Below are 15,994 nucleotides of genomic sequence, written 5' to 3'. Positions count from 1 at the left end.
CCCGTGATCACCCTGGTCAGCCCCAGCCTGCCTTACGGCTTCGCCAAGCGACACGGCGTCCTGCTGCTGGACGCCGGCGACGTGGCGCGCGTCGGGTTGCGCGAGGGCGCCGATCCCAAGGGCCTGATCGAGGCGCGTCGCGTGCTGGGCCGCCCCCTCGCGATCGAACCTCTGGGTCAGGCCGCCTTCGACCGGCAACTGTCCGAAATCTACGCAGGCGACCATCTGGCGGCCACGGACGGGGACGATCTGGATATGCCGGCCGGGCTGGACAGTCTGATCGACGACATTCCTGCGGCGGCTGACCTGCTGGACACGGCCGACGACGCCCCGGTGATCCGCCTGATCAACGGAATCATCGCCGAGGCGGTGCGGACCGGCGCGTCCGATATCCATCTGGAGACCTACGAGAGCGCGCTTCTGGTGCGGATGCGGATCGACGGGGTGCTGCGCGAGGCGCTGAGTCTGAATCCGCGCATCGCCCCGCTGCTGGTGTCGCGGATCAAGGTCATGGCCCGGCTCGACATCGCCGAAAAGCGCACGCCCCAGGACGGGCGCATCCCGCTTGCCCTGGGCGGCAAGACGCTGGACGTGCGGGTTTCGACCCTGCCGTCGCGCGGCGGGGAACGTGTGGTGCTGCGGATCCTGGACAAGGACCAGGCGGGCCTGACCCTTGACCGTCTGGGCATGGCGCCCGACGCCCTGACGGCTTTCCGCACGGCCCTGGCCGAGCCCAACGGCATCATCCTGGTCACCGGCCCGACCGGCTCAGGCAAGACCACCAGCCTCTACGCAGGCCTGTCGCTGCTGAATGACCAGACCCGCAATATCCTGACGGTCGAGGACCCGGTCGAATACGCCATCGACGGGGTCGGCCAGACCCAGGTCAACACCAAGGTCGGCATGACCTTCGCCGCCGGGCTGCGGGCCATACTGCGTCAGGACCCGGATGTGGTCATGGTGGGCGAAATCCGCGATGTCGAGACGGCGGGCGTCGCCGTCCAGGCCGCGCTGACGGGGCATCTGGTCCTGTCGACCGTCCACACCAACGACGCGGCGGGCGCCGTGACGCGTCTGCGGGACATGGGGATCGAACCCTTCCTGCTGGCCTCGACCCTGCGGCTGATCGTGGCCCAGCGGCTGGTGCGGCGGCTGTGCGAACACTGCCGCACGGCCGAGGTCGCGGACAAGGCGACGGCCAAGCTGATCGGCGCCAAGGCGGGCGTCCGCGTCTGGCGGCCGCACGGCTGCGCCCATTGCGGTTCGACCGGCTATGTCGGTCGCGTCGGCCTGTACGAGGTGCTGAGGATCGACGAACGGGTGCGTCGTCTGATCGCGGCCGAGGCGGACGAGGACGCCATCGTCGCCGCCGCCTTCGCCGAGGGCGGAACCCTGTCCGACCGGGCCCGCGCCCTGGTGCTGGATGGCGTCACCTCGGTGGAGGAGGCGGTCCGCGTCGCCCGCCAGGAGACGGCGTCCGATCCGGCGGAGGCGGCCTGATGGCGGCCTTCGACTATGTCGCCGTCGACGCGGCCGGCCGCACCGTCACGGGCGCGATCACGGCCCCCGACGAAACCGGTGCGCGCGGGCAACTGAGCCGCCGCCGCCTGATGCCGCTGGAACTGACGCCCGCCCGGATCGCGCCGCGCGCCGAACGTGGGATGGTCAAGGGCGGCAAGCTGAACGCCAAGACCCTGGCCCTGACCACGCGCCAGTTGGCCACGCTGATCTCGGTCGCCCCGGTCGAGGAGGCGTTGCGAACCCTGGCGCTTCAGGCCGACCGGCCGAACGTGCGGCGGGTGCTGGAAGGCGTCCATTCGGGCGTGATGGAGGGGCGGCGTCTGTCCGACGCCATGGGGCTGCAGGGCCAGGCTTTTCCGCCGCTGTATCGGGCCATGGTCTCGGCGGGGGAGCAGTCGGGCGCGCTGCAGCCGATCCTGGAACGCCTGGCCGACGGGCTGGAGCGGGATCAGCAGGTGCGGGGCAAGGTGATCACCGCCGTGGTCTATCCCTGCGTCCTCGCTGTCGTGGCCCTGGGCGTCATCGGGGCCCTGATGACCTTCGTCGTGCCCAAGGTGGTCGACCAGTTCGAGAGCATGAACCAGACCCTGCCTCTGTTGACCCGGCTGGTGATCGGCCTGTCGGACCTGATGCGGAACTGGGGCTGGCTGGGGCTGATCCTGCTGGCGGGGGCGGCGATCGGCGGCGTTGTGGCGCGGCGTTATCCGACGGTCCGGCTGCGGCTCGACCAGACGATGCTGAAACTGCCGGTGGTCGGCCGGCTGACGCGTGACCTGCACGGCGCCAGGATGGCCCGCACCCTGTCGACCATGATCGCGGCGGGCCTGCCGGTGCTGGAAGGCCTGACCATCACTGCCCGCACCGTGTCCAACATGGCCCTGCGCCGCGCCACCGAATCCATGGGCGAGGCCGTTCGCGAGGGCGGAGGGCTGTCGGCCGCCATGCGGCGCGCCGACGTCTTCCCGCCGCTGCTGGTCTATATGACCGCCTCGGGCGAGAGCAGCGGCCGGCTGGAGCCGATGCTGGAACGCGCCGCCGACTATCTGGAGCGCGAATTCTCGACCTTCACCGCCGTGATGCTGAGCCTGCTGGAGCCGGCCATCATCGTCGTCATGGGCGGGGTCGTGGCCCTGATCGTCCTGTCGATCCTGCTGCCCATCCTTCAGATCAACACCCTGGCGATGGGGTGAGGAGTAGTGTGATGAAAACCGTAGAAAACCGCGACAAACGTCTGAAACGTCAAGGGTTTACGCTTGTAGAGCTGATGGTGGTGATCGTCATCATCGGGCTTCTGGCCACCGTGGTCGCCATCAATGTCCTGCCCAGCCAGGATCGCGCCATGGTCGGTAAGGCCAAGGCAGACATCTCCGTTCTGGAGCAGGCGGTCGAGACCTATCGGCTGGACAATCTGAACTTCCCGACCGACCAGCAGGGTCTGCAGGCTCTGGTCACGGCGCCCGCTGGCCTGGCCCAGCCCGAACGCTATCGCCAGGGCGGCTATGTGCGCCGCCTGCCGGAGGATCCCTGGGGCAATCCCTACCGCTATCGTCGCCAGAGCGCGCACGGCCAGCAGTTCGACGTCTACTCCCTCGGGGCGGACGGCAAGGAAGGGGGCGAGGACAATGACGCGGACCTCGGCAACTGGCAGGGCTGATCGCGCTCAAGCGGCGGGCCGCCGCCCGACGAGGGCCGGCGCAAGGAAAAGGGCGGGGTTCACCCTCGTCGAACTGATGGTCACCGTCGCCGTCATCGGACTGGCGGCGGGGGCTGTGGTGCTGTCGATGCCCGATCCGCGCCCGGCTGTGGGGCTTGAGGCGGAACAGTTCGCCGCCCGCCTGTCGCGAGCGCGTGAAGAGGCCATAATGACCAACCGTCCGGTGGCGGTGCAGGCGGACGCGGCCGGCTACGGGTTTTCCAGCTTCGACGGCGTGGAGTGGGCGCCCCTGGGTGGCGTCTTCGTCGCCCGCGCGTGGAGCGAGGGCGTCGTCACCCCGCGCGGTCCGGTCCGCATCGTCTTCGACCCGACCGGCGTGGCCGATCCCGCCGAGGTGCGGCTGAATCGCGACAACCAGTCCCGCACGGTGGTGATCGACGGCGCGGGCGAGGTGTCGATCCATGGTTGATCGCACCCAGGCGGCACGTCCCTGCAGGGCGAGAAGTAGCGCACACGAGCGCCCAGGCTTCACGCTGATCGAAATGCTGGTGGCTCTGGCTGTCTTCTCTTTGGCGGCCATGGCCCTTCTGAATTTGTCTGGGGAGAGCACCCGGTCCGCCGTGCGGGTCGAGGCGCGCACCCTGGGCGGGGTCGTCGCCGAGAATATCGCCGCCGAAGCCATGATCGCCCCCAGCCTGCCCGTGGGCCAGGTCGAAGGCGAAACCCGTATGGCCAATCGTGTCTGGCGCTGGCGTCGCGTCGTCAGCGGCGCCGAGGCGCCGGGCGTGGGCCGGATCGACGTGCGGGTCTTCACCGACGAGGGCCAGGTGGCGGATCGGGTCCTGTTCCGGGCGGCCGGGGCATGAGCGGTCGGCGCGACAGGTCAGGCCGTGGGGCCAGGCGCGGCTTCACCCTGGTCGAGGTGATGGTGTCCCTGGGCATCTTCGCCCTGCTGGCCGCCGCCGGCGGCCTGGTGCTGAGCCAGACTATCGACACGCGTTTCGCCGTTCGCGCCGAGACCGACCGCACCGGCGACCTGCAGCGGATGCGCGCCCTGCTGAAGGCCGATCTGGCCCAGGCTGCGCCGCGCCGGACCCGCGCGCCGACGGGCCGCCCCCTGCCGCGGGCCCTGATGGGGCAGCAGACGCCGGGGGATCCGATCCTAGTCCTGGCTCGCAACGGCTGGTCCAATCCCGAGGGGGCGCCTCGCCCGTCGTTGCAGCGGGTCGAATACCGCGTCGTCGAGGGACGGCTGGAGCGGCGTGTCTCCCCCTATCTGGACGGCGCCCGCTCCGGTCCGCCTCAGATCCTGTATCGCGGGGTCGCGGACGTCGCCGTCACCTTCATACAGGACGGAGCAGAAGCCCCGGCCTTTATCGCCTCCAGCGACCGCCCTCTGCCGGATGCCGTGCGGATCGTCATGACGCTGGAGGGGATCGGGCCGGTGGATCAACTGTTCCTGGTGGCGTCGGCATGAGGCGCCCGACGTCGCGTGAGGGCATGGCCCTGCTGACCGTCCTGCTGCTGGTGGCGGTGATGTCGGTCGTGGCGGTCGCCATCCTGGACGACGTCCGCTTCTCGGTGCGCCGCACCACCAATGCCGAGACTCAGGCCCAGGCCCAGTGGTACGCCGCCGGGGCCGAGAGCCTGGCGCGACGCCAGATCGCCGACCTGACGAAGGCCGATCCCGTTCGCACCCCGCTGGAGCCGCGCTGGAACGGGCGGGTGCTGGAGTTTCCGGTCGAGGACGGATCGATCCGCGCCGTGGTGACCGATGGCCAGGCCTGTTTCAATCTGAACTCGTTGGTCTACGGCCAGGGCGAGGATCTGTTCGCCCGGGCCGAAGGGACGGCCCAGTTCGTCGCCCTGGGGGCGGCCCTCGGCCTGTCGCGCGCCCGGATGGCGGCCGCCGCCGCCGCCCTGACAGACTGGATGGACGCCGACGCCGAGACACAGCCCAACGGCGCCGAGGACGCGCGCTACGCCGGGCTGTCGACGCCCTATCGCACCGGCGGGGTCATGCTGGCCGACGTCAGCGAGATGCGCGCCGTGGCCAATGTCGATGCTGACCTGTATCGCCGCCTGCGTCCCTATCTGTGCGTCCTGCCGTCCACCGCGCCGGCGGCCTTGAACGTCAACACCCTGTCGCCCGCCGAGGCGCCGTTGCTGGTCATGCTGACGCGCGGAGCGGTAGGTCTGCAGCGCGCGCGCGCCGCCATCGCCGCCCGCCCGGCCCTGGGGTGGGCCACGGTCGACGCCTTCTGGGCGCAGCCCGTACTGAAGGACTTCACCCCCGATGACGAGATGCGCGGGCAGGTCTCCCTGCTGACGCGCTATTTCGATCTTCGGGTCGATATCGATTACGGCGGCGCCCATGCCGTCCGCTCCGTCCTGATCCACGCCGCGCCGGACGGCGGCGTGCGCACCGTCATCCGCCGCTGGACCCCCGAAGAATGAGCCAGACCCGTATCGTCATCATCCCCCCGGCGGCCTCGATGCCGGCGCCCTTCCTGACGTTCGACGCCGGGGGACGGGTGCTGCAGCGCGGTTCCTTGCTGCTCAATGATCCGGCGACGACGCCCGATGTCCGCACGGTCGCCGTAGCCCCGGGCGCCGATGTGCTTGCGCGCTGGCTGACCCTGCCGGTCGGCGGCGTGGCCCAGGTGCGCGCGGCCGCCCGTTGGGCGCTGAAGGACGATTTGGCTGGCGATCCCGAACGCACCGTCGTCGCGCTGGGACCTGTGATGGGCGACGCGCCCCGCCTGGCGGTCGCCGTCAGCGCCAGCCTGCTGGAAGCCTGGATCGACTATCTCGCCGCCCTGGGCGTCACGCCCTCAGCCGTGGTTCCGGACTGCCTGGTCCTGCCGACGCCGGACGGGGATGGGTTGAATGCGGCCGTCTTCGGCGCGGACATGGCCCTGCGCGGCGCGACCTTCGCCGCGACCCTCCAGCCGGATCTGGTCGAGCCCATCGCCGCCGGTCGCCCCCTGATCCGACTGGACGACGCCGAGACCCTTGAGCGACTGCTGGCGTCCGCCGCCGTCGCTCCCGCTGTCGACCTGCTGTCCGGCCTGGAACGTCGACGCGAGCTCAGGACCGGCGGCTGGCGACGGGTCGCGGCCCTGGCGGCGGCCCTGGTCGTCTCGCCCCTGATCCTGACGCTGGCGGCCGGCGCGCGCGACCAGATCGCCGCCGACCGGGCCGAACGCCAGACCCTGGCCCTGATCGAACAGGCCCTGCCGGACGCCGCCCGCACGGCCGATCCGGTTGAGGAGGCGCGCCGCCTGCTGGCCGTCGCCCCGCCTCCGGGCGGACTGGCGACGGCCTCGGCCGCCCTGTTCGCCGCCGTGGAACAGGTCGAGGGCGCCGAACTGGACAGTCTCGGCGCCGACCCGGCGAAGGGTGTCCGCGCCACCCTCAGCTATCCGGCCTTCTCGGACCTGGACACCATCCGCAACGCCCTGGCCGCCTCGGGTCTGAGCCTGTCCGACGCCTCCACCGTCGAGGACGGCGGCCGGGTGGTCAGCGAAGTCATCGTGGGAGCTGCCGCATGAACGGCCTGATATCGCAAGCCGCTGCCTGGTGGGACGGCCGCACCCTGCGTGAGCGTCGGATGCTGATGGTGATGGGGCTGGCCGTCGCCGCCGTCCTGGTCTGGCTGCTGGTCGTGCGCCCGGCCTGGGCCTGGCGCGCAGACGCCGCAGAGGCGCGCGCCGTCGCCGAGGCCGATCTGGCCCTGGTCCGGACGGCGACGGGGCGTCTGTCCGGCGGTGAGACAGACGCGGAGGTCGATGTGTCGGCTGTGGTGGCCGAAGTGTCCGCCGCCTCGGCCTTGACGCCGGTCATGGGCATGTCGGCTGACGGCGGCCTGGGCTTCAGCCTGACCAATGTCTCCAGCACGGCGGCCTTCGGCTGGCTGGGCGCGCTGCATGAGCGCAAGGTCGAGACGACGACGCTGAACGTGATCGAGAACGCGGATGCGACCATCAGCGTCGAAGGCGCGCTCCGGGCTTCGGGTTCAGCGTCCGCGGCGCCCGCGACCTGATAGCCTCGATCGGTCACAGATCCATGGCCGAGCGGAGGGGCGTCATCCTGCGGGCGTCGCCCCCGAAAGGGGCCTTGCGAGCAGGCCGAGCACCCGCAGAGGCCTTGTTTTCGGGGCGGGGGCGCCCTCATGTGCCGGCATGAGAGCGACGGGCGCCGCAGCGGGCGATTTCTTCGGGTGCGGTCGGTGGATTCGTTCGATGTCGGGCGCGTTTTGGCTCGCCCTTCTGGGCGTGGTGACGAGCCTCGTTCTGGCGGGCTGTGGCGAAGAGCCCGACGGGCCTGCAACGGCGCCGCGCACCCGCTGGGCTGCGGGTCGCGAAGGGGCCCTGACCATCTATACGAACACCAGTCTGATGGGGCCGGTGCTCGAGGCCTTCAATCGCCGCTATCCGGAAATCCACATCCGGCTTGAGGACATGAACTCCACCCGGATGGCCGACCGGGTGGTGGCCGAGGCCGGCGGGCCGGGCGCGGATCTGGTCTGGAGTTCGGCGATGGACGTCCAGATCAAGCTGATCAACGACGGCTACGCCCAGACCTACCGTTCGCCCCACCGGGCGGCGCTGCCGGATGGTTCGATCTGGCGCGACCAGGGTTTCGGTCTGACGGCGGAGCCCGTGGTCTTCGCCTACAACCGCCGCCTGTTGCCGCCCGAACTGACGCCTCGCAGCCACGCTGAACTGATCGACCTGTTCGAAAAGCACGGCGAGGTCTTCCGGGGGCGCACCACCATTTATGACGCGGAGCGCAGCGGCGTCGCCCTGATGCAACTCTCATCGGATGTGCAGATCTATCCTGACGCCTGGCGGCTGGTGGAGGCGCTGGGCCGGACGCGCCCACGGCTGGACACCTCGGGCCAGAGGATGATGGGGCAACTCGCGGACGGTCGGGTGCTGTTCGCCTACAATATGAACCAATCCTATGGAGAGACCTGGGCCGCCCGGGATCCCGACATCGGTCTGGTCACGCCGACCGACTATCATCTGTCGGTGTCGCGGGTGGCCTTCATTCCTCGAAACGCGGCCCATCCGAACGCCGCCCGGCTGTTCCTCGACTTCCTGCTGTCGAGGGAAGGGCAGCGCGCGATCGCCCGTATCGGCGTACGCCCGGTGCGCGACGACGTGGAGGCGACGGAACGTCCCGTCGTCGCCGGGGTTCATGTAGTCCGCGTCGGCCCCGCCCTGCTGGCCAATCTCGACCGGATGCGTCGCGACCATCTGTTGACACGCTGGAACCAGGCGATGGCGGGCTCGCCACGCGCGCCGCTGGATCCGAACGCCCCCTGAGACCGTATCCTGTGGATAAGTTTCGACTGTCCGGATCTGTTGTTTCTGTCACCAAGCCGTCACCAAGGGGCCGGGTTGCCGCCCATATTGGCATTAAGCCGCTTATCGAGCGCAGCGTGGGAAAATTATACCCCAATGTCACGAAAATGAGGTGGAAAGACGCGTTAAAGCGGGATTTGACACGGTATCGCGGCGCAATCTTACTGGTGTTGCAACGCGGGAGAGTTCGATCTCATTGGATCGACGCCGAAGGCGCAACCGCCCCGGAAACGCTCAGGCAAACGGACCGTGTCGCACGAGGAACGCTGGAGAGAAGGGCGGCCCGAAAGGGGCGTCCTCGCCGAAGGAGAAAGGGCTGCGGCCCGAAACTCTCAGGCCCGATGACAGCGGGGGCGAAGGTAAAGGGCGCCGTCAGAGCGCCGTCTGCATCCGATTTCCCCGGGGGGGGACGTCGTCGTCCATAAGGATTTCGTCTTGTCCAAGTTCTCGTACCGCCTGACCAGTTGCTGCAGCGCCGTCGCGCTGCTCGCCACCGCCGGGGCCGCCATGGCCCAGGCTCAAACCTCCACCGCCGCAGACGAGTCCGACTCTCTGGGCGAGATCGTCGTCACCGCGTCGCGGATCGACCGCGCCGGCTTCCAGGCGCCGACCCCGACCGTCCGCCTGACCGCCGAGGATCTGTCGGTCGGCGCGCGCCAAAACATCGCCGCCGCCCTGAACGACATACCGCAATTCAAGGCCTCCAGTTCGCCCCAGACCAGCGGCACGAACACCGCCGCCGGTTCTGCGCCAGTCGATCTGCGCGGCCTGGGCGCCAGCCATACCCTGGTGCTGATCGACACTCGTCGGGCCTCCAGCGACAATGACCTCAACAGCATTCCGACCGTCTTGGTGAAGAGCGTGGACGTCGTCACCGGCGGCGCCTCGGCTGCCTGGGGGTCGGGCGCCGTCGCCGGTGTCGTGAATATCGCCATCGACCGGAATTTCACCGGCGGCAAGCTGGGCGCCGAATACGGCATCTCGTCCTATGACGACGCCGAGCAGGAACGCTTCGAAGGCGCCTGGGGCACGGCGTTCGCCGGCGGTCGCGGTCATTTCGTGATCGGTGGCGAATATCTCGATAACGAAGGTGTCACCCCTAAGGATTCTCGCCCGAATGTCGGCAGTTGGGGGCAGGTGTCCACCAACGACGGCACCGGACGTTTCGTGACCGTGCCGAATGTCGGCTTCTCCAATGCGGCCTACGGCGGCCTGATCATGTCCGGCGTCAATGCGGGCATGGTGTTCAATCCCGACGGCACCCTGCGTCCGTTCAACTACGGGACGGTGATCGGCGCCAATACGGTAGGCGGTGAAGGTCCCTCGAACGACAATCTGAGCCCGCTGGTCACGCCGCAGAGACGTTACGCCGCCTTGGCCAGCGCCACCTATGACATCACCGACAAGTTGCGACTGACTGCCGACGTCCGCCATTCGCGGATGTGGAACAACTACATCTGGTTCGGTGATCACAACCGCGGAAACCTGACGATCAGGAACGACAACGCCTTCCTGTCCGACACGATAAAGCAACAGATGGCGGCGGCAGGCCAGACCTCCTTCACCATGGGGCGGTTCAACTCAGATCTGTCCTATTCGACCATCGATTTCGAACGCATCAACACCCAGGCGACCATCGCGCTGGATGGTGAGTTCGGCGATAACTGGCGTTGGAGCGCCTACTACAGCCACGGCGAAGCCGACACCAACACCGACACGCCGGGCTTCCTGTTGCGTACCGAATATGCGCAAGCTGTGGATTCGGTGATTAATCCCGCTACCGGGCAGGCCGTCTGCCGCGTGACCCTGACCAATGCGAACTCGGGCTGTGTCCCGATCAACCTGTTCGGCCTGGGCGCGCCTTCGCAGGAAGCGATCGACTACGTCACGGGTACGCCGCAGCAACGCACCAACACCAAGCTGGATGTCGCCGGCGTCAGCCTCCGCGGCGAGCCCTTTAGTCTGCCGGCGGGTGATGTCTCCATCGCTGTGGGCTTTGAAGCGCGCAAGGAGCAGACCGACCAACGTGTCGGCGAACTGGACGCCGCCCAAGCGTTCCAGACCTTCAGCTTCTCGGCCATGTCGGGCGAGTTTTCGGTCAAGGAAGCCTTCGCTGAGGTGCTGATCCCGATCGTGAAGGACCTGCCGGTTCTGAACAATCTGGAGTTCAACGCTGCGGCCCGCATCTCCGACTACGACACGACCGGTTCGATCTGGTCCTGGAAGGTCGGCGCAACGAACGAGTTCTTCCCGGGCTTCCGGGGGCGCATCACCCAGTCGCGCGATATCCGTTCGCCCAATCTGAGCGAGCTCTATACGACGACGACGACGGGTTACAACAACATCAACGACCCGGTTAAGGGGCAGACCGTATACACGCTGAACAATGGCGGCGGAAATCCGAACCTGTCGCCGGAAACGGCTGATACGCTTACAGTTGGCTTTACCTATGCGCCGCCGTCCGTTCGCGGGCTTAATCTGTCGCTTGACTATTACAACATCGACATCACCGACATCATTACGACGATCGCGCCGCAGATCCTTGTGACCTCCTGCTTCAACGGCAACACCGCTTTGTGCGCCCAGATTGATCGTGACGCCGATGGCAATCTCATCCGCACACGGTCCACCTATCTGAACCTGAGCGAGTACCAGACGGATGGCGTCGACGCGGAGGCCTCGTACACCTCGCCTGCGGATCTGTGGATCCCAGGGGCGACAGGCCGTCTGAACATGCATCTGGCCGCGACCTGGGTAAACAATCTGTCGACCGGCGACGGAACCCAGTACGTCAAGTCTCAGGGGTATTCCTTCGGTGTCGGTGTGCCGGAGCTGCGCCTGAACGCTAGCCTCGGCTGGAAGGGCGAAGTGTTCGGCGCGAACTTGCGCGCTCGGTATATTTCGGCCGGCGTCTACAACACCTCCGTCAATATCGTGAACAACGACATCGACGCCTACACCTATGTCGATCTCGGGCTGACGGCCGATCTGGCGCACTACGGCGCAGACGGTGTGGAACTGTACGCGAACGCGACCAACCTGTTCGACAAGGATCCGCCCAACGGTTCGCTCTACTCCCCGTACTACGACGTGATCGGTCGGTACGTCACGGTTGGAGCCCGTTACCGCTTCTAGTTCAGGTAACGCGTTCCTGGTCGCCGGCTCCGCCCCTCTCCCTCCTATAGGGGCCGGCGACCCCTTCTTTCTCCCTTTCGAAGGGTCTGTACGATGATTTCTCGCCTTGCCTTGACCTTGGCGCTCGCCCTGTCGACTGTGCCAGCCGCTTTCGCGGAGGCGCCCAAACCCGCCGCCATCGTCGCCGACGGCCTGCCGGCCGTGCCGGACGATCTGGTCGCCGCGACCCAGCCCTATCTGCAGGCCAGACGCGCCGCCTTCCTGGGCTGGAACGCCGCCGATCATTCGATGCTGATCAAGACCCGGTTCGGCGCCACGGATCAGTTGCACACCGTCGCTGCGGCGAACGGCGACCGGACCCAGATCAGCTTCGAGGCCGAGCCCATACTGGCCGGCGCCCTTTCGCCCTCGGGCGAGACCCTGCTGGTCCAGAAGGACAATGGCGGGGACGAATTCTATCAGCTCTACACCCTGGCCGACGGCCGCCTGACCCGGATCACGGACGGCAAGAGCCGCAACTGGTTCGGCGCCTGGAGCCCCGACGGCAAACGGGTCGGCTACGCCTCCTCGCGTCGCAACGGCGCCGACATGGATCTGTATGTGATCGATCCGTCCGATCCCTCGACCGACCGGCTTGTGGCCCAGGTCTCGGGCGGCGGCTGGAACATCGCCGACTTCTCGAAGGACGGCGCCAAGGCCCTGGTGGTCAACCGGATGTCGATCAACAAGGCCGACGTCTATGAGATGGATCTGGCCAGCGGTCGGATGTCGCCGCTGAACGACACGGCGGCCCAAGTCTCCTACGTCGATCCGAAATATGGCCCGGACGGGACCATCTGGGTCACGTCGGACAAGGACTCCGACTTCCTGCGTCTGGGCCGGATGGGGCAGCGGGGCTTCACCCCGGTCACCACCGAACAAAGGTGGGACGTCAGCGACTACGCCCTGGCGCCGGACGGTTCGTTCGTCGCCTATGCGGTCAATGAGGCCGGGGTGTCCAAGGTCAAGGTCATGGACGTGGCCACCGGCGCCGTGCGCGCGGTGACCGGCCTGCCGAGCGGGGTGATCCCTTACAGCATCGGCCCGGCCATCGACATCGCCCCCTGGGGCGCGATCGGCCTGAGCCTGTCCTCGGCGCGCGTGTCGGGCGACGCCTTCTCGATCGATCCGACCAGTCTGGCGGTCACCCAGTGGACCCACAGCGAGACGGGCGGCCTGGATGCGGGGATCAACGTCGAACCCAAGCTGGTCGAGGTGAAGAGTTTCGACGGCGAGACGGTCTCGGGCTTCCTGTACCAGCCCGATCCGGCCAAATTCCCGGGCAAGCGCCCCCTGATCGTCGATATCCACGGCGGTCCCGAGGGCCAAACCCGTCCCGACTTCCTGGGTTCGCAGAACTATCTGCTGAACGAGCTGGGGGTGGCGCTGTTCTTCCCGAATGTGCGCGGATCTTCAGGTTATGGCGCGCGGTTCGTCAATCTCGACAATGGTCCGTTCCAACGCGAGAATTCGGTCAAGGACATCGGCGCCTTCCTGGACGCCCTGGAGGTCAATCCCGATCTGGACGCCTCGCGCTTCGCCGTCACCGGCGTCTCGTACGGCGGCTACATGTGCTACGCCACGGCCGTTCACTACAGCGAGCGGCTGAAGGGGGCGAACTGCTACGTCGCCATCTCCAACTTCGTCACCTTCCTGGAGAACACCCAGTCCTATCGCCGGGACCTGCGTCGCGTCGAGTATGGCGACGAGCGTGATCCGGCCCAACGCGCCCAGTTGCAGGCGATCTCGCCCCTGACCAGCGTCGACAGGATCACCATCCCGTTGCTGGTGGCCACCGGCGGCAACGATCCCCGCGTGCCGGCGTCAGAAGCCGACCAGATCATCAGCGCCGTGCGCGGTAACGGCGGCACGGCCTGGCATCTGCTGGCGCAGAACGAGGGACACGGCTTCCACAAGAAGGAAAACGAGGACTATTATTTCTGGACCAGCCTGCTGTTCTGGAAACAGACCCTGCTCGGCGAAACGCCCCCGCAGGACGCCCGGTAGGACGTGAACGGGCGGGACCGGTGATCCGGCCCCGCCGCTTCCCGAAAGACAGTATCCGCATGCATTTCTCCCTAGCCGCCCTCATGGCCGCGGCCGCCCTGTCGTGTGCGCCGATTTCGGCCGTCGCCGAGATCCTGCCGCCCGTGGCGACGGACCATCATGTCCACGTCCATTCGCCGGAAATCCTGGCGTTCCTGCCCGGCTATTGTTCCAGCCCCGGGCGGATCGGCGCCTGTGACGAGGCTTTCATCAAACCTCTCACCGTCGAGGACCTGCTGGCGGATATGGACGAGGCCGGGGTGCGGCGCGCCTATATGATGTCGACCGGCTATCTGGCGGAAAGTCCGATGATGGTTCCCGCCCGCCCGGACGCGGCGCAACTGCTGCACGCCGCCAACGCCTTCACCGTGGCCCAGGCACGTGCGCACCCGGACCGGCTGGTCGCCTTCATCGGGGTCAATCCGATTACCGCGACGGCGCTGCCGGAAATAGAAAGCTGGAAGGATGAGCCCTTCGCCGCCGGGGTGAAGCTGCATCTGACCAACTCGGGCGTCGATCTGCGGGATCCGGATCAGGTCGAGCATCTGGCGGCCGTGTTCCGCGCCGCCGCGCGAAACCACATGGCGATCATGATCCACATGCGCACCCGCGCCGAGGACTATGGCGCGCAGGACGTCCGGGTCTTCATCGACAAGGTCCTGCCTCAGGCGAGGGGCGTTCCCGTCACCATCGCCCACTCTGGCGGCTGGGGCGGCCTGGACGCCAATACCTGGGATGCGATGACGGCCTTCGCCGAGGCGCTGGAGGCGAATCCGGAACTGGGAGGCGATCTGCATTTCGATCTCGCGCAGGTCTTTGACGCCGACACCTCCGCCGAGGATCTTGCGCGACTGGCGGCCGTGATGCGGCGGATCGGCGTCGATCGCTTCGTTGCGGGATCGGACTGGCCGTTCTCCGGCGATCTGCAGGGTTATCTGAACGGCGCAATGTTGCGCCTGCCTCTCACGCAAGACGAGTTCGCTCGTCTGCGGCTGAATACTGTAGAGCCGATTCGTGGTTCAACCAATCACGATTAGACTTGGTTCCGTGACTTTGGCGAGTTAAGCATTCTTGGCGTTAACCTTCTGTTAAGATACTGAAAACTTAACAACTATACCCGTAGCGACCCTCAGTAGTTCTACCGAAGACGACCCGCGTTTCCCCAGCCCAGATGCAGGCTGGGACTTTGCCCCGAGCCGATTCCAAGGCCCGGGGCGGAGCTCCCTGACTGCTTGGGAGAGAAACGAAAATGCAAGACGTCGTCGCCACCGAACCGCTGAGGACCGAGGCCAAACTGACTGCCCGCGACGAGGTCGCGAGAAATGCGCCGACCGTGGATGCGCAGGGCGCCTTGGATGTTCGGGGTGCGCAGGACGTCTATCTGAACCTTCAATCTTCCGAAGTCGCCAGTCTGACCCGTCAGGGGGCCGATCTGGTCCTGGTCGACGCCAATGGCCAAGTGCTGCGCCTCGAAGGGTTCTTCGACGGAGCTGAGCCTCGCAAGCTGTTTCTCGAAGGCGACAATGACAGCCTGATGCAACTGGAAACGGCCGGCGCCCTATCGGACGGCCCGGTGGCGGTCGCCGCCGTGCCTCAAGCCGGCCTTTCGCCCTTCATCAGCCTGACGGAAGCCGGGTCTTCCGGCGTGGTCGGAGCAGCGCCGCTGGGCCTGGGCCAATTGCTGGGGCTCGGCGGCGGCGGCGCGGCGGCTGCGGCTGCGGCGGGCGGCGGCGGCGGTGGCGGCGGCAACGGGGGAGGCGGCGACAATCCCCCTCCGCCTGCAGACACGACGCCGCCCGCCGCTGCGGCCGGCCTGAGATTCAACGCGGCGGGCACGACCGTGTCCGGGACCGGCGAACCCGGGGCGACAGTGACCATCCGCAACGCCGCCGGCGCGGTGGTCGGAACCGGAACGGTCCAGGCCGACGGAAGCTTCACCGTCACCCTGCAGACGCCGCTGACCAATGGCGAAGGGGTCAATGTCACGCTGACCGACGCGGCCGGAAACACGTCGCCGGTCACCACCGTGACTGCGCCGGACAGCACCGCGCCGACGGCGCCGACCAATATCGTCGTGGACGGCGGATCGGCGAGCGGCAGCGGCGAACCGGGGGCCACGGTCACGGTCAAGGGGCCTGACGGCGCGGTCCTGGGGACCGGAACAGTGAATCCGGACGGCACCTTCTCCATTCCTCTGTCGCCCGCCCCCACCAATGGCGAGACCCTG

The 15,994-nt window shown here is 67.6% G+C and carries 14 protein-coding genes and 1 riboswitch; all 14 genes read left to right on the top strand.

Annotated elements, in window-relative coordinates; genetic code table 11:
• Positions 1-3: 3 nt before the first annotated feature.
• Positions 4-1,500 carry a type II secretion system ATPase GspE gene (gene gspE / locus ACIQ1T_RS07025; protein ID WP_395943823.1) on the top strand — a complete coding sequence of 499 codons (1,497 nt, stop codon included), beginning with the start codon at positions 4-6 and terminating at the stop codon, positions 1,498-1,500.
• The gene (gene gspF / locus ACIQ1T_RS07020) at positions 1,500-2,711 is read left to right on the top strand and encodes a type II secretion system inner membrane protein GspF (RefSeq protein WP_395943822.1); all 1,212 of its coding nucleotides are present in this window, start codon (positions 1,500-1,502) and stop codon (positions 2,709-2,711) included. Before gspE ends, gspF begins: the two co-directional genes overlap by 1 nt.
• Positions 2,712-2,722: 11 nt before the next feature.
• The gene (gene gspG / locus ACIQ1T_RS07015) at positions 2,723-3,175 is read left to right on the top strand and encodes a type II secretion system major pseudopilin GspG (RefSeq protein WP_395943821.1); all 453 of its coding nucleotides are present in this window, start codon (positions 2,723-2,725) and stop codon (positions 3,173-3,175) included.
• Positions 3,144-3,644 carry a GspH/FimT family pseudopilin gene (locus ACIQ1T_RS07010; protein WP_395943820.1) on the top strand — a complete coding sequence of 167 codons (501 nt, stop codon included), beginning with the start codon at positions 3,144-3,146 and terminating at the stop codon, positions 3,642-3,644. The genes gspG and ACIQ1T_RS07010 overlap by 32 nt, the downstream gene beginning before the upstream one ends.
• Positions 3,637-4,041: a type II secretion system minor pseudopilin GspI gene (gene gspI, locus ACIQ1T_RS07005; RefSeq protein ID WP_395943819.1), complete on the top strand. Its 405-nt coding sequence runs from the start codon at positions 3,637-3,639 to the stop codon at positions 4,039-4,041. Before ACIQ1T_RS07010 ends, gspI begins: the two co-directional genes overlap by 8 nt.
• Complete coding sequence (gene gspJ / locus ACIQ1T_RS07000) at positions 4,038-4,652, top strand: type II secretion system minor pseudopilin GspJ (RefSeq protein ID WP_395943818.1); 615 nt, start codon at positions 4,038-4,040, stop codon at positions 4,650-4,652. Before gspI ends, gspJ begins: the two co-directional genes overlap by 4 nt.
• Entirely contained in the window at positions 4,649-5,632 is a 984-nt protein-coding gene (gspK, locus tag ACIQ1T_RS06995) for a type II secretion system minor pseudopilin GspK (protein ID WP_395943817.1), read from the top strand. Before gspJ ends, gspK begins: the two co-directional genes overlap by 4 nt.
• Positions 5,629-6,729 carry a type II secretion system protein GspL gene (gspL, locus tag ACIQ1T_RS06990; protein WP_395943816.1) on the top strand — a complete coding sequence of 367 codons (1,101 nt, stop codon included), beginning with the start codon at positions 5,629-5,631 and terminating at the stop codon, positions 6,727-6,729. Before gspK ends, gspL begins: the two co-directional genes overlap by 4 nt.
• Positions 6,726-7,220 carry a type II secretion system protein GspM gene (gene gspM / locus ACIQ1T_RS06985; RefSeq protein ID WP_395943815.1) on the top strand — a complete coding sequence of 165 codons (495 nt, stop codon included), beginning with the start codon at positions 6,726-6,728 and terminating at the stop codon, positions 7,218-7,220. Before gspL ends, gspM begins: the two co-directional genes overlap by 4 nt.
• Before the next feature lie 199 nt (positions 7,221-7,419).
• The gene (locus tag ACIQ1T_RS06980; protein ID WP_395943814.1) at positions 7,420-8,508 is read left to right on the top strand and encodes an ABC transporter substrate-binding protein; all 1,089 of its coding nucleotides are present in this window, start codon (positions 7,420-7,422) and stop codon (positions 8,506-8,508) included.
• A 207-nt stretch (positions 8,509-8,715) separates the two neighbouring features.
• Positions 8,716-8,807: riboswitch (glycine riboswitch) on the top strand.
• A 175-nt stretch (positions 8,808-8,982) separates the two neighbouring features.
• A complete protein-coding gene (locus ACIQ1T_RS06975; RefSeq protein ID WP_395943813.1) occupies positions 8,983-11,682 on the top strand; it encodes a TonB-dependent receptor domain-containing protein in 2,700 nt (899 codons plus the stop codon).
• Positions 11,683-11,775: 93 nt separating this feature from the next.
• Positions 11,776-13,728, top strand: coding sequence for a prolyl oligopeptidase family serine peptidase (locus ACIQ1T_RS06970; RefSeq protein WP_395943812.1), 1,953 nt, complete (start codon positions 11,776-11,778; stop codon positions 13,726-13,728).
• 59 nt (positions 13,729-13,787) lie between these two features.
• Complete coding sequence (locus tag ACIQ1T_RS06965) at positions 13,788-14,804, top strand: amidohydrolase family protein (RefSeq protein WP_395943811.1); 1,017 nt, start codon at positions 13,788-13,790, stop codon at positions 14,802-14,804.
• A gap of 212 nt (positions 14,805-15,016) precedes the next feature.
• Positions 15,017-15,994, top strand: a 978-nt coding sequence (locus ACIQ1T_RS06960; RefSeq protein WP_395943810.1) for an Ig-like domain-containing protein, incomplete at its 3' end; no start/stop codon positions are given.

The organism is Brevundimonas sp., from assembly GCF_044336875.1.
In the GTDB taxonomy this organism is placed as follows: Bacteria; Pseudomonadota; Alphaproteobacteria; order Caulobacterales; family Caulobacteraceae; genus Brevundimonas.
This window is presented reverse-complemented; position numbering and strand designations above follow the sequence as displayed.